The organism is Massilia sp. BSC265, assembly GCF_000740675.1.
GTDB lineage: Bacteria > Pseudomonadota > Gammaproteobacteria > Burkholderiales > Burkholderiaceae_D > Telluria.
The window spans coordinates 1-21,286 of the sequence record NZ_JPXI01000036.1 but is presented as its reverse complement, the minus strand read 5'-3'; the positions used below and the strand labels follow the sequence as shown (position 1 = coordinate 21,286).

Annotated in this window: 19 protein-coding genes and 1 tRNA gene; 12 read left to right on the top strand and 8 right to left on the bottom strand. The window is 62.9% G+C overall.

The features are described from left to right. The first annotated feature begins 282 nt into the window (after window positions 1-282). Window positions 283-2,496 (top strand): bifunctional diguanylate cyclase/phosphodiesterase, encoded by a 2,214-nt coding sequence (locus MA09_RS16370; protein ID WP_229440762.1) that lies wholly within the window; start codon window positions 283-285, stop codon window positions 2,494-2,496. On the opposite strand, the gene MA09_RS16365 is transcribed toward MA09_RS16370, so the two are convergent. Continuing rightward, window positions 2,497-2,898 carry a hypothetical protein gene (locus MA09_RS16365; protein WP_036250822.1) on the bottom strand — a complete coding sequence of 134 codons (402 nt, stop codon included), beginning with the start codon at window positions 2,896-2,898 and terminating at the stop codon, window positions 2,497-2,499. A gap of 97 nt (window positions 2,899-2,995) precedes the next feature. Further along, entirely contained in the window at window positions 2,996-3,964 is a 969-nt protein-coding gene (locus tag MA09_RS16360) for an endonuclease/exonuclease/phosphatase family protein (protein WP_036250819.1), read from the bottom strand. Window positions 3,965-4,002: 38 nt separating this feature from the next. On the opposite strand from MA09_RS16360, the gene MA09_RS16355 reads away from it, so the two are divergent. From MA09_RS16355 to MA09_RS16345, 3 genes are all read left to right on the top strand, one after another. Further along, window positions 4,003-4,494 carry an aminoacyl-tRNA deacylase gene (locus MA09_RS16355; protein WP_036250817.1) on the top strand — a complete coding sequence of 164 codons (492 nt, stop codon included), beginning with the start codon at window positions 4,003-4,005 and terminating at the stop codon, window positions 4,492-4,494. 74 nt (window positions 4,495-4,568) lie between these two features. After that, complete coding sequence (gene plsY / locus MA09_RS16350) at window positions 4,569-5,189, top strand: glycerol-3-phosphate 1-O-acyltransferase PlsY (RefSeq protein WP_036250815.1); 621 nt, start codon at window positions 4,569-4,571, stop codon at window positions 5,187-5,189. A gap of 165 nt (window positions 5,190-5,354) precedes the next feature. Continuing rightward, entirely contained in the window at window positions 5,355-6,020 is a 666-nt protein-coding gene (locus MA09_RS16345) for a DsbA family oxidoreductase (RefSeq protein ID WP_036250812.1), read from the top strand. Window positions 6,021-6,023: 3 nt separating this feature from the next. Here the strand turns inward: MA09_RS16345 and MA09_RS16340 are convergent, their stop codons facing one another. The 3 genes from MA09_RS16340 to MA09_RS16330 form a co-directional block, all read right to left on the bottom strand. After that, a complete protein-coding gene (locus tag MA09_RS16340; protein ID WP_036250810.1) occupies window positions 6,024-6,866 on the bottom strand; it encodes an endonuclease/exonuclease/phosphatase family protein in 843 nt (280 codons plus the stop codon). Between the two features lie 120 nt (window positions 6,867-6,986). Beyond that, window positions 6,987-8,027 (bottom strand): tRNA (adenosine(37)-N6)-threonylcarbamoyltransferase complex transferase subunit TsaD, encoded by a 1,041-nt coding sequence (gene tsaD / locus MA09_RS16335; protein WP_036250807.1) that lies wholly within the window; start codon window positions 8,025-8,027, stop codon window positions 6,987-6,989. A gap of 158 nt (window positions 8,028-8,185) precedes the next feature. Further along, complete coding sequence (locus tag MA09_RS16330) at window positions 8,186-9,247, bottom strand: 3-deoxy-7-phosphoheptulonate synthase (protein ID WP_036250804.1); 1,062 nt, start codon at window positions 9,245-9,247, stop codon at window positions 8,186-8,188. Window positions 9,248-9,385: 138 nt separating this feature from the next. Here MA09_RS16330 and ybiB point away from each other — a divergent pair, with 138 nt between their 5' ends. From ybiB to MA09_RS16290, 8 genes are all read left to right on the top strand, one after another. Further along, the gene (ybiB, locus tag MA09_RS16325; RefSeq protein WP_036251001.1) at window positions 9,386-10,342 is read left to right on the top strand and encodes a DNA-binding protein YbiB; all 957 of its coding nucleotides are present in this window, start codon (window positions 9,386-9,388) and stop codon (window positions 10,340-10,342) included. Further along, a complete protein-coding gene (locus tag MA09_RS16320; RefSeq protein WP_036250801.1) occupies window positions 10,306-10,632 on the top strand; it encodes a hypothetical protein in 327 nt (108 codons plus the stop codon). Before ybiB ends, MA09_RS16320 begins: the two co-directional genes overlap by 37 nt. A 68-nt stretch (window positions 10,633-10,700) precedes the next feature. Next, the gene (locus MA09_RS16315) at window positions 10,701-11,915 is read left to right on the top strand and encodes an NAD(P)/FAD-dependent oxidoreductase (protein ID WP_036250799.1); all 1,215 of its coding nucleotides are present in this window, start codon (window positions 10,701-10,703) and stop codon (window positions 11,913-11,915) included. A gap of 99 nt (window positions 11,916-12,014) precedes the next feature. After that, on the top strand, window positions 12,015-12,227 hold the full coding sequence (gene rpsU, locus MA09_RS16310) for a 30S ribosomal protein S21 (RefSeq protein WP_005665410.1): 213 nt from the start codon (window positions 12,015-12,017) through the stop codon (window positions 12,225-12,227). 139 nt (window positions 12,228-12,366) lie between these two features. Continuing rightward, on the top strand, window positions 12,367-12,816 hold the full coding sequence (locus MA09_RS16305; protein WP_036250797.1) for a GatB/YqeY domain-containing protein: 450 nt from the start codon (window positions 12,367-12,369) through the stop codon (window positions 12,814-12,816). A gap of 241 nt (window positions 12,817-13,057) precedes the next feature. After that, the gene (dnaG, locus tag MA09_RS16300; RefSeq protein WP_036250794.1) at window positions 13,058-14,854 is read left to right on the top strand and encodes a DNA primase; all 1,797 of its coding nucleotides are present in this window, start codon (window positions 13,058-13,060) and stop codon (window positions 14,852-14,854) included. A gap of 290 nt (window positions 14,855-15,144) precedes the next feature. Then, window positions 15,145-17,337 (top strand): RNA polymerase sigma factor RpoD, encoded by a 2,193-nt coding sequence (gene rpoD, locus MA09_RS16295; protein WP_373887851.1) that lies wholly within the window; start codon window positions 15,145-15,147, stop codon window positions 17,335-17,337. A 122-nt stretch (window positions 17,338-17,459) separates the two neighbouring features. Beyond that, window positions 17,460-17,538, top strand: a tRNA-Ile gene (locus MA09_RS16290). A 755-nt stretch (window positions 17,539-18,293) separates the two neighbouring features. Here the strand turns inward: MA09_RS16290 and MA09_RS24210 are convergent. From MA09_RS24210 to MA09_RS16275, 3 genes are all read right to left on the bottom strand, one after another. Next, window positions 18,294-18,560 (bottom strand): PAAR domain-containing protein, encoded by a 267-nt coding sequence (locus MA09_RS24210; protein WP_081897643.1) that lies wholly within the window; start codon window positions 18,558-18,560, stop codon window positions 18,294-18,296. Window positions 18,561-18,563: 3 nt separating this feature from the next. After that, window positions 18,564-19,952, bottom strand: a complete 1,389-nt coding sequence (locus MA09_RS16280) for a T6SS immunity protein Tli4 family protein (RefSeq protein WP_051933529.1) — start codon at window positions 19,950-19,952, stop codon at window positions 18,564-18,566. 112 nt (window positions 19,953-20,064) lie between these two features. Then, window positions 20,065-21,286: triacylglycerol lipase (locus MA09_RS16275; RefSeq protein ID WP_036250789.1), on the bottom strand; the 1,222-nt coding region annotated here is incomplete at its 5' end.

Here is a 21,286-nt window from a genome sequence, read left to right as displayed (position 1 = left end):
GGGGCGACCGCAGGGCCGGCACGGAATTCTTCGCGCGCGGGCTCCGTCCTGGCGATGAGGGTGGAGCTCCTTGCGCATGATGCCAATATAGCCAGGCGTCCCCCTCGCCTCCAGCCGGATGCGACGGGCGGTCGAACGGCGGGTCTGGAATGCGCCAAAGGCGTGGTGAAATGCAGGCGGCCCCGGCCTTTGCGTGTCCGCAAACGCCCAACTGGCAGGGCGGGGAAGAATGATGGGATTGTCATGGAACCCATGACTATTTCCGTTATAAAGGATTCTTCCGTGAGCGAACAAGCGCAAGACCCGACCGGCTGGCTCAGCGGGCCGCGCGTGCCGGACTTGCCCCCCGATCCTGTGCGCCACGCCCAGGAGCGGCTCCTGCAATCCCCTGCGCCACCCGGCCAGGCCGGCGCCGCTCCTGAACCCGTCGAGCTCGACGGCCCCGGCCGGCAGGCGCTCGACTGGCTGTACCGTTTCGTGACGGCGATCGAACTGGCGCCGGCTGTCGCCGTGCACTCGAGCGATGCCGCCGGTATCGTGCGCTTCTGGAACCATGCTTGCACCCAACTGTTCGGCATCCCGTCCAGCCATGCCCTCGGCAAGCCTTTCCGCGACCTGGTCTCCCACCTGGACCAGCAGGCCGAGTTCGAACGCACCATCGCCGGCATCTGGCGCGACGGCATTGCCCCGGCGTCGCGCGACTGGCGGGTCGAGACCGCCGCGGGCAAGCGCCTGTGGCTGCATTCGAACCACTTTCCCGTCAAGCGCGACGGCGTCACCCAGCAGGTGTTCTGCATGGAGGTGGACATCACCGCCCGCAAGCAGGTCGAAGACAACCTGAGCCAGGCGGCGCGCGTATTCGAGAACGCGCACGAAGCCATCATCGTCATGGATGCCGAATACCGGGTGCAGGCGGTCAACCAGGCCTTCACCGCCATCACCGGCTTCGGCGCGGACGACATCATCGGCGCGACCCTGGCCAGCCTGCCCTGGGGCGAAGACGACGACGGCGGGGGCGGCTTCTACGACACCATCTGGTCCCAGCTCGACGGTAATGACCGCTGGCAGGGCGAGTTGTCCGCCATGCGCAAGGACGGCGGGCACTACACGGCCTGGGTGGCGCTGACCACCATCCGCGACCCGCATGGCGCAGCCAGCGGCTACATGGCGACGCTGTCCGACATCAGCGAGCGCAAGCGCGCCGAAGCGCGGGTACGCCACCAGGCCGAGCACGACCCCCTCACCGGCCTGCCGAACCGCGCCCTGTTCCTCGACCGCATGCACCAGGCGCTGGCCACCTGGCGCCGCCAGCGCGACAGCTTCGCCGTCATGTTCCTCGACCTCGACCGCTTCAAGGCCATCAACGACAACAACGGCCACCAGACCGGCGACGCGGTGCTGCGCGAGGTCGCGGCGCGCCTGCGCGGCTGCGTGCGCCGGGTCGATACCATCAGCCGCCTCGGCGGCGACGAATTCGTCGTGCTGCTGGCCGACATCGGCGGGGTCGACCAGGCCGCGCACGTGGCCAATGCCGTGATGCAGGCGGTGTCCCGCCCCATCGAGGTGGCGGGGCAGCAGCTGACGCTGTCGGCCTCGATCGGGGTCGCGATCTGTCCCACGGACGGCAGCGACGTCGACACCCTGATGCACCATGCCGATGTGGCCATGTACCACGCCAAGCAGAATGGCCGCAACAGCTTCCGCTTCTTCAGCCCCGAGATGAATGCACGCGTGTTCGAGCGCGGCGAACTGGAAAAGCGCCTGCGCCAGGCGCTCGAACGCGGCGAATTCGTGCTCGAGTACCAGCCCGAGCTCGACGTCGGTTCCGGCAAGGTGATCGGCATGGAAGCGCTGATCCGCTGGCGCCATCCCGAGCGCGGCTTGCTGCTGCCGCAAGAATTCCTGCCGGTGGCCGAGGAATGCGGCCTGATCGTCCCGATCGGCGAATGGGTGCTGCGCGAGGCCTGCACCCAGGCCCGCAGCTGGCGCGACGCCGGCCACGCGGCGAGGGTGGCGGTGAACCTCTCCGACATCCAGTTCCTGCACGGCCACCTGCTCGACAACGTGGACGCCGCGCTCGCGCAGTCGGGGCTGGCGCCGGCCTGGCTCGACCTGGAGATCACCGAGGGCGCCATCATGCGCGGCGACCACGGGCTCGACGACACCGTGAAATCCCTGCGCGAACGCGGGGTGCAACTGACCATCGACCGCTTCGGCACCGGGCTCTCCAGCCTGTCGTCGCTGCGCCGCTTTCCCCTGTCGAAGCTCAAGATCGACCGCAGCTTCGTGAGCGACATCGAGCACGACCCGCTTGACGCGGCCCTGATCCCGGCGATCATCGCGATGGCGCGCAGCCTGCGCCTGCGCGTGGTGGCCGAGGGCGTGGAAACCGAAGAACAGCTGCGCTTCCTGCGCCAGCACGGCTGCGACGAGTACCAGGGATTTTATGCGGCGAGGGCGAGCAGCCGGCCGGATTTCAATCCGGCGGTGCGTTGATTAGAAACGTACCGGAATGGGCCACGATTCCATCCGGTCCGCGATCTTCCTGACAGCCCGGCGCACCAGCAGCGCCCGGAACAGCAGGGGAGCCAGTGGTGCCATGATCATGAATGCGGAGGGGACCAGCCTGACACCGAGCACCGTCGGCTCGATGGCGTACACCAGCGCGAGCGCCACGATCCATGCCGCCACGATCAGCATGAACCAGGGGGACGATCCGACTGCCAGCGTTGCCTTGCGTACGATCTCCGACTGCAGCCCCTGCGGCAGATGGCGCATGCTGCGGCACTGGTAGAGAGGCGGTACCGGCATGCCGGACGGGTCCGTGAACCCGAACCTGCTGGCGCGGGCCTGCTCGAGCAATTCATCGGCAATGCGGTTGGCCTGGTCTTTCGACAACACCTGCTCCTCCTCTGTAACTGTTCCGGGAGAAGAAGTCTAGCGGCTCGGTGCCGGCAATAATGCGCGAAATGTAACGGCCGTGGCAGGAGGCCGGTCAGTCCACGCCGTAATGTCCCGCCTGCGGATACAGGCGGATCCGCGCCAGCACCTGCCCATGGTCCGAAGCTTCCGGCAGGCCGAGGTTCAGGTGGTCGTTCAGGTACACCACATCCACCACCTCGCCGATCGCGTTCGGCAGCACCGGGTTGAATTCCTGCGACACCAGGATATGGTCGATGGTCGAGTGCCGGCTTTCGTGCACGATCGAGAAGCCGACGCTGCGCAGGTTGTCCTGGTGCATGTGCAGGCGGGCGGCGTCGAACATGCGCTCGCCCAGCGGGGCGCCTTCGCCCAGCACGATCTCGGTGGTCACCGAATCGGCGACGTCGTTGAAATCGCCCAGCACGATGCGCGGGCGCTGCTTCTCGCGCGCCATGTCGGTCAGCAAGACGCGCAGCGCGGTGGCCTCGGTGCCGCGCCGGATCAGCGAGCGCAGGCAGGCGAGGGCGTACAGGTTCGGGTCTTCGCCGGTGTCGCTGCTGCGGTAGTCGGGGCGGCGCGACTTCAGGTGCACGACGATCACGTCGATGACGATCCCCGGCGCCAGTTCGACCTCGGCATGCAGCGGCGCGCGCGTGAAACGGTCCGGGTCGCGGCTGCCCGGCGGCATCGATACGTTGTCCGGGAACATGGCGATTGCGCGCGGGTGGCTCAGCACCGGCAGGCGCGAGACCAGGGCTACGCTCGGTGTCAGGCGCGGCGCTTCCGGGTCGGGATCGAAGCCCAGGTGGACCGCTTCGCGAAAGCGGCGGGTTCGCGACAATACCTCCCTCAGCGTGGCCTGCGAGAAGATCTCCTGGAAGCCGATCACGTCGGCGTTGAGCAGGTCGATCTGGTGCGCGGTCCAGTCCAGCTTGGCCTCGTATTCCTCCGGCGTGCAGGGCGCCAGGTTCTCGTAGCAGCGCATGCCCGGCGGGGCCAGGTTGAAGGTGTTGAAGGTGGCAAAGCGAATTTCTTGCTGCATAATAGAAACCCCTTATATTCGTCTTAAGCGTACCACGCATGGCCAAGAAAGAGCACGTTTCTGAGACACCCGCGACGCAGTTCCTGCGCAAGCATGGCGTGGCTTTTACCGAGCATCCCTACGAGTACGAAGAGCATGGCGGCACCGCCGTTTCTTCGCGTGAACTGGGCGTTCCGGAGCACAATGTCGTCAAGACCCTGGTGATGCAGGACGAAGCGGCGCGGCCCCTGATCGTCCTGATGCATGGCGACTGCAAGGTGTCGACCAAGAACCTGGCGCGCGCGATTCCCTGCAAGTCGGTCGAGCCTTGCCGCCCCGAAGTGGCGCAGCGCCATTCCGGCTACCTGGTCGGCGGCACCTCGCCCTTCGGCGTGCGCAAGGCGATGCCGGTATATGTCGAGGAATCGATCCTGGCGCTGGACAAGATCTACATCAACGGCGGCCGTCGCGGTTACCTGGTCGGCATGGCGCCATCCGTCCTGACGCAGACGCTGGGCGCCAAACCGGTGCAGTGCGCGTTGCTTGACTGACTTGCCAAAGGGCATGGTCGATGGTGTATAGTCCGTGCGCCCGACATCTGGTCCGACATCAGCAAGAAAGAGACATGAACACCCTGATCGCCACCATTGCCGCCTACCTGGTCGGCTCGATTTCCTTTGCCGTCGTGATGAGCCGCGCCTTCGGCCTGTCCGACCCCCGCACCTACGGTTCCAAGAATCCGGGCGCCACCAATGTGCTGCGCAGCGGCAGCAAGAAAGCCGCCATCGCGACCCTGGTCGGCGACGCCGCCAAGGGCTGGCTCGCGGTCTGGCTGGCGGTCAAGTTCGGCCCGCAGTATGGCCTCGATGACGGCGGTATCGCCCTGGTCGCGATCGCCGTGTTCCTGGGCCACCTGTGGCCGGTGTTCTTCAAATTCGTGGGCGGCAAGGGCGTGGCCACCGCGCTCGGCGTGCTGCTCGGGATAAATGTCTGGCTGGGGCTGGCGACACTGGCGACCTGGCTGATCGTGGCCTATGCCTTCCGCTATTCCTCGCTGGCGGCGCTGATCGCCTCGATCTTTGCGCCGTTCTACTACGGACTGCTGTTCGGGGCGGACGAGATCCTGTTCGCAGTGGCGGCGATGAGCATGCTGCTCCTGTGGCGGCACAGCAGCAATATCGCGAATCTGATGGCGGGGAAAGAGTCGAAGATCGGCAGCAAGGCGAAGGGGGCGGCCAAGAAATAAGGCTGCCGGCCTGTCGGCAAGAGGGGAGAACATGCACGCGCATCGTTCCCCTATTTTCATGGCGCACCGAAAAATCCGCCTCCGCCACGCCGCGGCATACATCGCGTTACCATATCGCCCACCAGGCACCTGCGGTGCCGCAACGAACCTGAAAGGTGGCACCCCATGGCAAAGCAACTTCGCATCGATTTCGTCTCGGACGTCTCCTGCCCCTGGTGCGCAATCGGCCTGAGCTCGCTGGAGCTGGCGCTCGCCCGCGTCAAGACCGCGGTGGCGGCCGACATCCATTTCCAACCCTTCGAGCTGAACCCGGACATGGGGCCGGACGGGCAGGACATCGTCGAGCACATCACCGAAAAATACGGCGCCACCGCCGAGCAGCAGGCGAACAGCCGCGAGATGATCCGCCAGCGCGGCCTCGATGTCGGCTTCACTTTCGACATGGAGAAGCGCGGCCGCATCTACAACACCTTCGATGCCCACCGCCTGCTGTCCTGGGCCGAAGAAGAAGGCCGCCAGCGCGACCTCAAGATGGCCCTGTTCGAAGCCTACTTCACCCACTGCCAGGACCCCAGCTGCCACGACGTGCTGCTGGATGTCGTCGAGCGCGTCGGCCTGGACCGGGAGCGGGCCCAGCGCATCTTGGAATCCGATGAATACGCCGACGAGGTGCGCGAGCGCGAGCAGTTCTTCCAGCGCGCCGGCATCCACTCGGTACCGGCCATCGTCATCAACCAGCGCCACCTGATCTCGGGCGGCCAGCCGCCGGAAGTGTTCGAGCAGGCGCTGCGCGAGATCGCGTCGCGCGACGACGCGGCACCCCGGCAGTAAGCCTTATTTCAGATCGAGTACGATCGGCTGGTGGTCCGAGGCGGCCGTCTCGGACTGCACGTCGACCGTCGCCACGCGCGGCGCCAGGTCGTCGGTGACGAAGAAGTAATCGTAGCAGTCCGGCCTGTCCGGCCACGGATAGCCGTGCAGGCCCGTGGTCGGCGCACGGGCCACGCCGCCGTGGGCGACGCGCCAGGCGTCCAGGAAGGCAGGGGCGCCGTCGACCGGCGCCAGCATGGCCTGATAGCCCTCGGAATCCGGCGTGAAATTGAAGTCGCCGCACAGGATGCTGGATGCCGGACGGAAGCCCAGCTGGAAGGGCGCGTCCAGGCTCGGGTCCGGCTGGAAGATGCGGGCGCGCGCAGCGGCTTCCTGGTGCAGCTCGCGGATGCGCCGCACCTGCGCCATGCGCTGCAGCGCAGAGTAATACTCGAGGTGGGTGGTCATCAGGCGCAGCTTGCCGCTGGGCGCATCGATGACGGTTTCCATCAGGCCGCGCGGCATGCCGGCCGGGTTTTCCGGGTCGGCCGGCCAGGGCAGCAGGTGGCGGTGCACCTGCGAGATGCGGTAGCGCGAGAGGATCAGGTTGCCGAACAGGCGGGGTGAGTTGTTCTTGTAGAGTTCGCTTGGGGCATGTTCCATCAGGTGGTAGCCGCCGAAGGCGCCGCCCAGTTGCTTGAACTGGTTGGCGGTGGCGCTGCCTTCCAGTTCCGAGTGATTGGCCGCCACTTCCTGCAGGCAAACGACATCCGGATTCAGCCGTCGCAAGACATCGATGATCGCATGGATGCGAATCCGCCCGTCCTTGCCACAACCCCAACGAATGTTCCAACTTACAACGCGCATCGCAAACCCTCCAAAAACTTAACCGTCGGATATTGCCACCGTTTGGCAAGGGGCGGTCACACGGTAGGATCGATGTCAGGCTTGCAAGTTCAATGTTGAAAACAAGTGTAAAACCCCTTGTCAGGCGGCTTCCAGCTCGTCCAAAGGCCAGCGCGGACGCACGTTGAAAGCGTAGTCGCGCTGGGCCAGAGCCGGGTTGCGTTCGAGGCGCATGGCGCCGGCAAAGGCGATCATGGCGCCGTTGTCGGTGCAGAATTCCAGCTCCGGGTAATAGACCTTGAACTTGCGCTTGGCGGCTGCGGCATTCAGCGATTCGCGCAGCTGGCGGTTGGCGCCGACGCCGCCGGCGATCACCAGGCGCTTCAGTCCCGTGTGCTTCAGCGCGTTCACGCACTTGGCGGTCAGCACCTCGACGATGGCGTCGACGAAGCCGCGCGCAATGTTGGCCTTGTCCTGCTCGCAGATGTTGGCCACGACCTTTTCTTCGTGGTTCTTCACCACCGTGAGCACCGCCGTCTTCAGGCCCGAGAAGCTGAAGTTGAAATCCTTCGAGTGCAGCATCGGGCGCGGCAGCGTGTAGGCGGTCGGGTCGCCGAATTCCGCCAGGCGCGAGATCGCCGGTCCACCCGGATAGCCCAGGCCCAGCAGCTTGGCCGACTTGTCGAAGGCTTCGCCGGCGGCATCGTCCAGGGTCTCGCCCAGCAGGGTGTAGCGGCCGACGCCGTCCACCCGCATCAGCTGGGTGTGGCCGCCCGAGACCAGCAGGGCGAGGAAGGGGAATTCCGGGCGCTCGCTGGCCAGCAGCGGCGACAGCAGGTGGCCCTCCAGGTGGTGCACGCCCAGCACCGGCTTGTCGAGCGCCAGCGCCAGCGAGCAGGCCACCGAGGAGCCGACCAGCAGGGCGCCGGCCAGGCCCGGGCCCTGGGTGTAGGCGATGGCGTCGATGTCCGAAGCCGGGATGCCGGCGCGTTTCAGCACCTCTTCCAGCAGCGGCAGGGCGCGGCGGATGTGGTCGCGCGAGGCGAGCTCGGGCACCACGCCGCCGTACTCTTCGTGCATGGCGACCTGCGAATGCAGGGCATGGGACAGCAGGCCGCGCTCGGTGTCGTACAGAGCCAGGCCGGTTTCATCGCAGGAGGATTCGACGCCGAGAACAATCATGGGAGGAAAAGGTAAAGCGGAATCCGCCATTGTACCGTAGGGTGGGCGGATTTCCCGCCCACGCGGTGATAGTGATCAGCCAGATCATCCGGCACGAGAGCGGAGCCGCATGCGATCACCGCGTGGGTGGGAGGGGCCCGCCCACCCTACGAAAGGCGTCAAGGCCTTTGCAACAGTTCCTTGTGCGCACTGCGCAGCATCGCCTCGGTCTCTTCCCAGCCGATGCAGCCATCCGTCACCGAGCAGCCATACTTCAGCTGCGACAGATCTTCCGGAATCGCCTGGCTGCCGCTGACGATGTTCGATTCGATCATCACGCCCACCAGCGAGCGGTTGCCGTGCTTGATCTGCTGGATCACGTCCGACATCACGAGCGGTTGCAGTTCCGGCTTCTTGTAGCTGTTGGCGTGCGAGCAATCCACCACCAGGTTGGCCGGCAGCCCGGCCTTCTGCAGCGCCTGCTCGGCGATCGCCACCGACACCGAATCGTAGTTCGGACGGCCGCCGCCGCCGCGCAGCACCACGTGGCCGTAGGCGTTGCCGCTGGTGCGCACGATCGACACCGTGCCCTGGCCGTTGATGCCCAGGAAGGCGTGCGGGTTGGCCGAGGACAGCACCGCATTGATGGCGATCGAGACGTCGCCGTCGGTGCCGTTCTTGAAACCGACCGGGGTCGACAGGCCGGAAGACATCTCGCGGTGGGTCTGCGATTCGGTGGTCCTGGCGCCAATGGCGGTCCAGGCGATCAAATCGCCCAGGTATTGCGGCGAGATCGGGTCGAGCGCTTCGGTGGCGGTGGGCAGGCCCAGTTCGCAGACGTCGAGCAGGAAGCGCCGGGCACGTTCCATGCCGACGTCGACGCGGAAGGAGTCGTCCATGAACGGGTCGTTGATATAGCCCTTCCAGCCGGTGGTGGTGCGCGGCTTCTCGAAATACACGCGCATCACCAGCACCATCGTGTCGGCCACCTCGGCCTGCAAGGCCTTGAGGCGGCGCGCATAGTCCAGGCCGGCTTCGGGATCGTGGATCGAGCAGGGCCCGACGACCACGAACAGGCGCTTGTCCTTGCGGTCGAGGATGTTGCGAAGGGTTTCGCGGCCCCCCATGACGGTGGCAAAAGCCTTGTCGGACAGCGGCAAGGTGGCGTGAAGCTCGGTCGGGGTCGGCATCTGCCCGAACGAACTGACGTTGGTATTTTCAATGGCAGGCGTGTTGATCATGGCGCTATGATTTCTAAAGGGAATATCCAGTGTAGACCGAAAATGCTGCACTTGCACAAGGACGCCCAAAAACTCGCTTCGGCGCGCACGGGCCGCGCACAGGCGTTGTATGCTTGCATGATGAATAAAAACACGGACATGAACACCGAACGATTCGCCGCCGCCCCCTTCATCAAGGAGATCGGCCGTGGCGTGAAAGGCGCGCGCAGCATGTCGCGCGAGGATGCCCGCGCGCTCTACGCGGCCATGCTGGAAGGACGCGTCTCCGACCTCGAACTGGGCGCCATCCTGCTGGCGATGCGCATCAAGGGCGAGTCCGTGGAAGAGCTGGCCGGTTTCATGGATGCGGCGGAAAGCGCGTTCGCGCCGCTGCCCAGCCCGCCCGGAGAGTATGCCCCGGTCCTGATCCCGAGCTACAACGGCGCCCGCAAGCTGGCCAACCTGACCCCGCTGCTGGCCCTGTTGCTGGCGCGCGAGGGCGTGCCGGTGCTGGTGCACGGCGTGCGCCACGATCCGGGCCGCATCACGACCAGCGAGATCCTGCTTGAACTCGGCCTGGCCGAAGCGGGCACGAGCGCCGACATCCTGGATGCGGCCGCCAGCCGGCGCCCGGCCTTCATCGCGATCGACGGGCTGGCCCCGAGCCTGGCCCACATGCTGTCGCTGCGCCGGATCCTCGGCGTGCGCAATTCGACGCACACGCTGGTCAAGATCCTGCAGCCCTTCGAGGGCCCGGCGCTGCGCCTCGTGTCCTACACCCATCCCGAATACCTCGAGACGCTGGGCGAGTACTTCACGACGGCTGCCCCGCCCGAGCGTGGCGATGCCTTCCTGATGCGCGGGACCGAGGGCGAGACCGTCGCCAACCCGCATCGCGCCCAGAGAATCGACTGGTTCCACGGCGGCCAGCGCAGCCTGCTGGTCGAGCGCGACGCGCCCACCGACTTGCTGGCCGAGGCGCCGGAGGCGCGCGATGCCGCCACCACCGCGGCATGGATCGCGGCTGCCCTGCGTGGTGACGTTCCGATCCCGCCGCCGATCGCGGCCCAGGCTGCACATTGCCAGCGCGTGGCACGCGCGCTGGCGCGGGACTGAACAAGAGCCTGGGCAGCTACGGGCCCGGCATCAGCGGCTTCCATGCCAACCGCCATGATTACGGGCTGGGGATGCAGTTCTTCATGGCGATGGGACTGGCGCCGCGCAGCGCCCGCGTGATGACCGACGCCCAGCCGATGGCGGCCATGGGCGCCGCCTCGATCCGCGTGTTCCTCGACAAGGACCTGAACGGCGTCATGGACGGCAGCGACGAAGCCATCGGCGGTGCGGGCTTCATCGGCGCGCGCATCGTGCCGCGTCGCGGGGGCGGCTTTCCGCCATACCCCTGAACCGTATACAATGGCCGGTTTGGCGATCTATAGGCAACGGCGGGGCAACCGGCGAGGCACGGCAGGACATGGCAAAACACTATGATGTAGCAGTAATCGGCGCAGGTGCCGCCGGCATGATGTGCGCGGCGGTGGCAGGCCAGCGCGGCAAGCGCGTGGTGCTGCTCGACCATGCCACGCGCCTGGCCGAAAAGATCCGCATTTCCGGCGGCGGCCGCTGCAATTTCACCAACATCGGCGCCGGGCCGGCCAACTTCCTGTCGCAGAATCCGCATTTCTGCCGCAGCGCGCTGTCGCGCTACACGGCGCAGGACTTCCTCGCCCTGGTCAAGAAGTACCGCATCGGCTACCACGAGAAGCACAAGGGCCAGCTGTTCTGCGACGATTCCTCCGAACAGATCATCGGGATGCTGCGCGCCGAATGCGAACTGGGCGAGGTCAGCTGGCGCATGCCATGCCGGATCGGCAGCATCGAAAAGCTGGAAGCCGGCTTTCACATCACGGCGGAAGGCGGCGACATCGCCTGCGACAGTGTGGTGATCGCCACCGGCGGCCTGTCGATCCCGAAGATCGGCGCCACCGACCTCGGCTACCGCATCGCGAAGCAGTTCGACCTGCAGATCGTCGAGCCGCGCCCGGGCCTGGTGCCGCTGACCTTCGACGGTCCCAGCTGGGAAGCGTTTGCGCCGCTGGCCGGCATCGCGCTCGAAGTGGAAGTGAGCACCGGCGGCAGCGGCAAGGGTAAAGGCAAGATCCAGCGTGGGCACTTCCGCGAAGACCTGCTGTTCACCCACCGCGGCCTGTCCGGCCCGGCGATCCTGCAGATCTCGAGCTACTGGCAGCCGGGCACCCCGATCGTGCTCGACCTGCTGCCCGAGATGGACGTGGCCGAGGAGCTGATCTCCTCCAAGACCACGGTCAAGAAGCAGTTGGGCAACGTACTGGCGCAATGGCTGCCAGCGCGCCTGGCCGACGGCCTGCTGGTGGCCAACGGCTTCGCGCCGGATGCGCGCCTGGCCGACATGGCCGACGCCAGGCTGCGCAAGCTGGGCGACGCCATCAACCGCTGGGGCATCAATCCGACCGGCTCGGAAGGCTACAAGAAGGCCGAGGTGACGCTGGGCGGCGTGGACACCCGCGAACTGTCGCAGCAGACCATGATGGCCAATAAAGTGCCGGGTTTGTACTTCATCGGCGAAACGGTCGACGTGACCGGCTGGCTGGGCGGGTATAACTTCCAGTGGGCGTGGGCCTCGGGCTATGCCGCCGGCACCAGCGTATAAGCGGTGTGGCAATTGTGGAACACGTTGCTAAAAGCTTCCACTGATCCGCAAATGGTGCTACACTTTCGTTCTTCCTAAATCCAACGGTTTCATTTTTACATGACCACTATCCGCCTTAAAGAAAACGAGCCGTTCGAAGTCGCTATGCGTCGCTTCAAGCGCACTATCGAAAAAACCGGTCTGCTGACCGAACTGCGCGCTCGCGAGTTCTACGAGAAGCCGACTGCAGAGCGCAAGCGCAAGCTGGCCGCCGCAGTGAAGCGTCACTACAAGCGCATCCGCAGCCAGCAGCTGCCGAAGAAGCTGTACTAATCAGACTGCATTGACGGCTTGCCCCGGTGACAGCATTGTCCCGGCGAGTCGCTGAGCGTCCGCAGGCCCGCTCCGGTTTTACCGCGGCGGGTTTTGTCGTTTATACCTATTCACCCAGCTCTACCAGACGGAGAAAAACATGAGCCTGAAAGCCCAAATCACCGAGGACATGAAAGCCGCGATGCGCGCCAAGGAAAGCGCCCGCCTGGCCACCATCCGCCTGATCCTTGCGGAAATCAAGCGCAAGGAAGTCGACGAGCAGATCGAGCTGGACGACGCCCAGACCCTGGCCATCGTCGAAAAGATGATCAAGCAGCGCAAGGATTCGATCACCCAGTTCGAAGCCGGCGGCCGCGCCGACCTGGCCGATATCGAGAAAGCCGAACTGGCGATCCTGTCGACCTACATGCCGGCCGGTCTGTCGGACGAGGAAATCGCCGCCGAAGTGACTGCCGCCATGGCATCGACCGGCGCGGCCGGTCCGCAGGACATGGGCAAGGTGATGGGTGTGCTCAAGCCGAAGCTGGCGGGACGCGCGGACATGACCGTGGTGTCGGGGCTGGTCAAAAAGGCACTCAGCGGCGGCTGATCAGGCTGCAGTTGAACGCGCGGGCGTAATTCAGACCACTGGTCTGAATTACCCTGCCTACTCTACAACGCTTTCACGTAGGGTGGGCGGGTCTCCCGCCCACGCGGTCAACCAGCTTTAGAATGGCCGCGACGCGCGCTTTCCACAAGCGACCCCATCCAAACGGATGACTTGTCATAAATCAATTTGCAGTCACCGCTGCGGTATAGTCTGAGTTGAGACAAACACTGAGTACCTCCTAGTGATTCCGCAATCCTTCATTACCGATTTGCTCAATCGTGTCGACATCGTCGACATCGTCGGCCGCTACGTCCAGCTGAAAAAGGGCGGGGCCAACTACATGGGCCTGTGCCCATTCCACAACGAAAAGTCCCCCAGCTTCACCGTCAGCCCGACCAAGCAGTTCTACCACTGCTTCGGCTGCGGCGCCCACGGCACCGCGATCGGCTTCCTGATCGAATACTCCGGCATGGGCTTCGTCGATGCCGTCAAGGACCTGGCCCAGAATGTGGGCATGGTGGTCCCCGACCAGGACGACAAGATCCCGCCCCAGCAGCGCGCCGCCCAGCAGGCCCAGTCGCTGGCGATGACCGAAGCGCTCACCCAGGCCTGCGCCTACTACCGCGCCCAGCTGCGCGAGGCGCCCAACGCCATCGCCTATCTGAAGAGCCGCGGCCTGACCGGCGAGATCGCCGCCCGCTTCGGCATGGGCTACGCTCCCGGCGGCTGGGACAACCTGCGCTCGGTCTTCCCCGACTACGACGCCCTGGCCCTGGTGGAGTCCGGCCTGGTGATCGACAAGGTCGACGAGGACGGCAACAACAAGAAACGCTACGACCGCTTCCGCGAGCGCGTCATGTTCCCGATCCGGAATACCAAGGGCCAGGTGATCGGCTTCGGCGGCCGCGTGCTCGACGGCGGCGAACCCAAGTACCTGAACTCCCCCGAAACGCCGCTGTTCCAGAAAGGCCTGGAACTGTACGGCCTGTTCGAGGCGCGCCAAGCCATCCGCGACGCCGGCTACGTGCTGGTGACGGAAGGCTACATGGACGTCGTCGCCCTGGCCCAGCTCGGCTTCCCGCAGGCCGTGGCGACGCTCGGCACCGCCTGCACCAGCACCCACGTGCAAAAGCTGCTGCGCCAGACCGACACCGTGATCTTCAGCTTCGACGGCGACAAGGCCGGCCGCCGCGCCGCCAGGCGCGCCCTCGAGGCCTGCCTGCCGCAGGTGACGGACGACAAGACCATCAAGTTCCTGTTCCTGCCGCAGGAGCACGACCCGGACAGCTTCGTGCGCGAGCGCGGCGCCGAGGCCTTCGAGCAGGAGATCCACGACGCGATGCCGCTGTCGCAATTCCTGCTGCGCGAAGTGACTCTTGAACACGACCTGGACACGCCGGAGGGCAGGGCGCATGCCCAGCACGAGGCCAAGGCCATGCTGCAGGCGATGGCGCCGACCGCGCTGCGCCTGCAGATCGTACGCGGGCTGGCGAACCTGACGCAATCGACGCCGGCCGAGATCGAATCGCTGTTCGAGTTGTCCAAGCCGGTATCGGTGGTGCGCCGCGCGCCGCCGCGCCAGGGCCGGCCGAAGCCGGTGGGGCTGGAGCTGCAGATGCTGCGCATCCTCGTGTCGCATCCGCATCTGGCCCATTTGTTAAATGATGAGGCGCTGGCCTCGTTCGACTATTTTGGCCAGGAAGCCGCCGACGCGCTGCGCCACCTGGTGCACCTGGCCCAGAGCCTGGGCGAATACGGCACCTTTGCCGCCCTGTCACAACAGTTAAAGGAAGTGACGGCAGAATACGACAGTTTGATCTCGGAAATCGCCGCCGAGCCGGAGTCAGACGTTGAGGCAGATCGCATTTGGCTGCTTAGTGCTGTGCGCCAGATCAAGATGGATGCGTTGAAACAAGAGCTTAACCAGTTGTTTTCTTCCGGGCTGACCCCAGATCAGGTGAGTACTCGCTATCGCGAAATCGTTGCCCAACAGGAGCTCTTGTCTCGTGAAGATGCCGCGGCAATGACACCCCGTTAATGACCGCCGGCAAACTGGCTTGTGATCATTTGTGCAACTTGGAAAAACAGGGGTGCGTGCTATAATAAAACGCTAACTATTGCAACTGTTGAAACCATTTTTTGTTTCAATCGCGGCGTGGAGTTTCAGTTAGCGAGGCAACTGATCGTTGCCTGCAGGGTGATGTAAGGTAACAAAAAACTTTATCTTTAACCATCGTAAAGTTAGTCGTTGTGACTTCGAAAGCGCCTGTGCCAACCAAGAAACCCGAAACCAAAGTGGCTGCAAAGACCACCAGAGCGTCCGCCAAGGTGGACAAAGGCCAAGACCAGGCCGAGGTTCGTACGGCGAGCCCGGCACCGGTCAACGCGACGACCGATGCGGCCGCACTGGCCGCCATCGACACGTCCGGTTACGTCCTGCCATCCGTCAAGGTCCCTGGACGCCGTGGCCGCAAGCCCAAGGAATTCACGCCCGAGAACGATGAGATCGCCGCACTGAACGCGGTCGAGCGCGCCGAACTCAAGGCCGCGGACAAGGCCAAGGCCAAGGACCGCAAGGCCAAGGAAAAAGCGCTGCTGAAGGACGCGTTCTCCTCGGATACCGAAGCGAGCGAGGAAGAGCTCGAGATCCGCCGCAACAAGCTCAAGGCCCTGATCAAGTCGGGCAAGGAGCGCGGCTTCCTCACGTATTCCGAGATCAACGACCACCTGCCGGACAACATCGTCGATCCGGAAGCGATCGAAGGCATCATCGGCACCTTCAACGACATGGGCATTGCCGTCTACGAGCACGCCCCTGACGCCGAAACCCTGCTGCTGTCCGACAACGTCGCCACCGTCACCAGCGATGACGAAGCCGAAGCGGCCGCCGAGGCGGCGCTGTCGACCGTCGACTCCGACTTCGGCCGCACCACCGACCCGGTGCGCATGTACATGCGCGAGATGGGCTCGGTCGAGCTGCTGACCCGTGAGGGCGAGATCGAGATCGCCAAGCGCATCGAAGACGGCCTGAAGGACATGATCCAGGCCATCTCGGCCTGCCCGGTGACCATCGCCGAGATCATCGACGCGGCCAGCAAGATCGAGAAGGACGAGATCAAGATCGACGAGATCGTCGACGGCATGGTCGACCCGGACGAAGACGAGAACACGTCGCCCACCGCGGTGGCCCCCACCACGACCGACGACGAGGACGAGGACGAGGACGAAGCGGAAGAAGCCGAGGAAGAGGAAGAAGAAGGCGGCGCCGCATCCGGCGCGGCCGGCTACTCGGCCGAGCAGCTCGAAGCCCTGAAGCAGGCCGCTCTCGGCAAGTTCAACAACATCGCCGACCAGTTCGACAAGATGCGCAAGGCCTTCGAGAAGGACGGCTACAACAGCAAGTCCTACGTGAAGGCGCAGGAAGCGATCTCCAACGAACTGCTGGGCATCCGCTTCACGGCCAAGGTGGTCGAGAAGCTGTGCGACACCCTGCGCGGCCAGGTCGACGAAGTGCGCCACATCGAGAAGCAGATCCTCGACGTGGCGGTGAACCGCTGCGGCATGCCGCGCGCCCACTTCATCAAGGTCTTCCCGGGCAACGAGACCAACCTGGAATGGGTCGACGGCGAAGTGAACGCCGGCCACGCCTACAGCGCCATCCTGGGCCGCAACATCCCGACCATCAAGGAACTGCAGCAGCGCCTGATCGACCTGCAGGCCCGTGTGGTGCTGCCGCTGCCGGACCTGCGCAACATCAACCGCCAGATGGCGGCCGGTGAAATGAAGGCGCGCAAGGCCAAGCGCGAGATGACCGAGGCCAACCTGCGCCTGGTGATCTCGATCGCCAAGAAGTACACCAACCGCGGCCTGCAGTTCCTCGACCTGATCCAGGAAGGCAACATCGGCCTGATGAAGGCGGTGGACAAGTTCGAATACCGCCGCGGTTATAAATTCTCGACCTATGCGACGTGGTGGATCCGCCAGGCCATCACCCGCTCGATCGCGGACCAGGCGCGCACCATCCGTATTCCGGTGCACATGATCGAGACGATCAACAAGATGAACCGGATCTCGCGCCAGATCCTGCAGGAGACCGGCGCCGAACCGGATCCGGCCACCCTCGCCATCAAGATGGAGATGCCGGAAGATAAGATTCGCAAGATCATGAAGATCGCGAAGGAACCGATTTCGATGGAGACGCCGATCGGCGACGACGACGATTCGCACCTGGGCGACTTCATCGAGGACAACAACACGCTGGCGCCCTCGGACGCCGCGCTGCACGCCTCGATGCGCGGCGTGGTGAAGGACGTGCTCGATTCGCTGACCCCGCGCGAAGCCAAGGTGCTGCGCATGCGCTTCGGCATCGAGATGTCGACCGACCACACGCTGGAAGAGGTGGGCAAGCAGTTCGACGTCACCCGCGAGCGCATCCGCCAGATCGAGGCGAAGGCCCTGCGCAAGCTGCGTCACCCGTCGCGCTCGGACAAGCTGAAGAGCTTCCTCGAGGGCAGCAGCTGAATGTTGTAGTCTGAGCTTGACGTAGCTGTACTAAAAGCAATATGCTCTCGCCACTCTGCTTCACGGTACCGCGCCGCTGAAGCGGGTGGCGAGCGTTCTTTCTAGCCACTGTCCCGATTTCTGGGCCTCTAGCTCATGCCTGGTTAGAGCAGCGGACTCATAATCCGTTGGTGCCCGGTTCGACTCCGGGGAGGCCTACCAATAAATCAAGCACTTACGCCGTTTTCCGGACACTTTTTAGTTCCGCAAAATGGCGTGAGCTCCGCAAAAGCAGCAGCGACTGTCTCTTTGCAAGTCAATTGCTCTAAAATCATGTCGCATAGTCTTTCCAACAGAGCCGCTCGAGCGGTCGCTAAGAAGAAACTAACTTATGCATTTTCCAAGTCGACGCCTATACAAAGGGTGGTGCCGCTTTCGTCTTATTCTGCTGGACCCAAACAGCGCTGTCCTTAAGGTCGGGCAGCCGGACCTTGAAGGCGTCAGCTTTCTGCTGGCCGATCAAGTAAGTCAGGTCCATCGCATTCCGAAGCTTTGGGCCCGCACATGTCCACACTAAGTTGTAGATCTCGTTTTCGACGTACACATCGCGCCCGACTTCCTGATAGCCCTTGATGCCAGCGCAGGGTTGGTTAACTTGGTGATTCCTTTGTCTCGAGAGAAATTCCATATGTGTGAGAAGAGTGCCTTCTCACGGTTGGCGCGCACGTGTCAGAGGTTCTTCGGAACGTCCCGGGGCTCCTTGCCCGCCGCTACTCGTTTAATGTTTTCGGCCTTCCGCTTTTCGATTGTCCACTGCACGCGCTAATCCAGGAACTGACGAACGTGCATCGGCTTGATGTTGTCAAGAGCAATCTGCGGGCATCGAAGAACATGTACAGCCCCTCGGTCTCGTTCAGGTTTGGACTAAATTGCCACCCTCATCCGCGTACCAGTAATCGAACACGATGTCACCTTGACTATTGCCCACCAAAGTTCCCTACGGTGGTTATCAAGGTAGCTCCACAAGTAGTCTTATGCCCGTCGTAGGCGACAGCAACGCCGTCAATAACGTGGTCTGGTTCGCCTTCGGCAATGGTGCAGTTGTCATGTCCTTTGATGGGGCAACTGCATACATCCCCGACGCGAGCGACTGGAATGCCGTCAACTGTAAAATAATCCGCGCCGACACTCTCGACCTTGCCGCCATGAGATGTAGGATCGCCAAGACGAATCACATTTCGCATCGCTTAACCTTTCTTCCGAGGTAAGGTCTCGTCGTTCCGGTGGCTTTCGGTTGTGCTGCTTCCAGCGTCTTTGACGGCAAAGTTGTCGGAAGAAACTTGTGCGATTGTTGGCGTCGCCGAAATCGGGTCGACGTGAACTGGTGCGGCGTCATAGCTGACTAATTTCCACATCGTCGCCGTCCGGTAAGTAGGCCTTTCTCCCTTCAGCTTTTGCCATATGGACGGTTCGCCGAGCGATATCACATGCGGCATGCGCTCGCCTGCCTTGATGTGCTGTCGGCGGTCACCCTGAGTATCTTTCGCCTCATCAGGCACCCACCAGCCCGTCTGCGGACATGCGCGCCCAGTTGCCGCAAGCTCGCCGAGTGGAAGCCTGGGGCCAGCGCCCGTTTCGGCCGTCTTGACCGCCGCTGCGCCGGTTGGACGCACGCGGATAGTGCTAGTGATCTTGTCCCAAACCGCGATGGCCTCTTCGTCAGTCAGGCTAGCTTTGGTTGCACCAGCGATGTTGTCGGCAACGCCGGTCTGCATCTGTATTTCTACATAAGGTTTCAACGGGTCCGACGGCACACCTCTGAAATCCATGGCGAAATCATGGATCGAGTGTATTTCCGCCTGTTCCGGGGTACGCGACAGGGCCTCAAAGCCGTTTAGCCACCCGTGGATCTGCCGCTCCCCTCTGCGCAAGTCTTTAGTTTTTATCAGCGGATTGTTGGGATCCTGGGCTTTTTGGTTCTTCTCGAGCTGATTGAGCCGCCATTCCAACGAGTGGCTCTCTTCGTAATGGGGATTCGACGGTCCAACAAAAATCGAGAGATGTGTGTCAGGAAACTCCTTCAACCGAAAACCGATGCGAATGAGTTCTACAGGCGGTTCCTCGTCTGGAGCCCCATTGTCAGGAAGGAAGGCATGTTCGATACAGTTGCCAGCCTCAACTGGAATGTCGTTTTCAGAACGTTGCTTCAGGCGCCGGGCGATGCTTTTGATGAGTGAAACAGTTCCATCTTTGTCGTTCCTTAAAGGGCGTGCATTAATGACAATGCCGTCATTATTCAGCCTGAAATACCCGTTGATCTTGAGCCCGTTGATGGCCTGAAAATCTTCGTAACCGATAACGATTTTGCCTTCAGGCTGGGGCACATGTTCTACCGACAGCAGCAAGGGGACGTCATCGTGGTTGATGGCCTTCTCGCTGTTGAGTTCATCGATAAATTTCTGCGCCAGGTTCTCCACTTCATCTACGCCATTAGGCAGTACGCTTATACCAAGTGACACATCCGTTTCCCCCCATGCTACGGTTGCCGAGGACGGCAAATCGACCATGAATCTGCCAAAGCAGACGGTCTTGGTTTTCTGGAACACTGCCTTAAGGCGGGGCGTAAGTGCGGTCATATTCGGGGTCTTCCATTCTTTTGGAGTGCGATCGCAGGCAGCAAGCATCAAGAGCACGGCGGCAAGAGGAACAATATTAAGACGTGTTATTACACGCATATAAATGTCCTTTTCAGCATTTCCATGTAGCTGTCTGGGCGATGCGCATAATGCTGTACAACGTCGATGCGATTGCCCGAGGATTTCTGTAACTTGCCTGGTGTTCGTAACCGGTCTGGCGGAACACGCCCTTGAACATTCCACTCTTCAGCTGATGATCGGCAGATTTCGCTGGAACGGTCTGGTCGCCTGGTGCCGAAGGCGGAAGGATAGTGGCATATATCGGCTTGGGTACCTCAAAATCGGCAATCTTGAAGGCCTTGCTGTTTAGAGGATCCCATCGAACGAGTTCGACTCGCCCTTGCTTGGTGTCACCAAGGATGGGCCAATCTTGCCAGCCCGTCGGGTCAGCGCAGCTTTTGTCGATTTCCCATATGACTTCGCCGAAGCTCCGGCGCGCTTGGTCGGCACCGTAATGTGCATAACTGTTGGGATGAAACGTTTGATCGATCTTCTGATGGAAACCCTGGGCCTTATCAAGATATTCGCAGGTCCGCTCGAAACTGCCACCGCCTAGTTTTGAAGGCAGTCCTGAGGGATTGATCCATTTTTCCAGAAACAGTGAATACCACTTGCCTCGTACCTTGTAAATCTCACTGTAGGGATCACCTTGTTTCGGCCATGCATCCAGGTCGCGTCCATTGTGTGTCACGCGCAACCAGCGATTGCCATAGGACGCGGTCGGTAATAATTCCAATCCCCCTGGCGCATTCGCCAGAACTGCTGTCACCTCGTCGCCATAATTGCCGGCCACCTTGGCGCCAATACTGTTTTCCGGGCCAAACATCATGCCGGAATCCTCGAACCCGGCCCTCATGCGCCTGTAGGCGGCTGGGGCACCGATGGCCGGCATGACGCCATGGACGATCCCGAGCACCTTGTCCTGCAGATTTCCGTACTTCGGATGGACCAGTGCCCGGCCGACCAGCCCGCCCATGGAGTGGGTTACGACGATCACTTGGTTGCACTCATAGCCTGACTGGTTGAGATCGTCCATCAGCTGGTTGATGCGCTTTGCGATGATTCTGGCGCTGTCCCCATTGGATTGCAGCCAGTTGTACCCGAACGCGTACACAGCAAACCAGCAGCCAGTAGCGAGTTTCTTGAGTTCGCCTTCAGTTAATGCCGACTGCTGCAAGCTGGGATCGCTTCCCCAGACACGAGGATCGACGCCCACGACATCACGCCATTCCTGCCGCAGCTTACCGTCGGAGAATGTATTGTTGAGGCGTGAT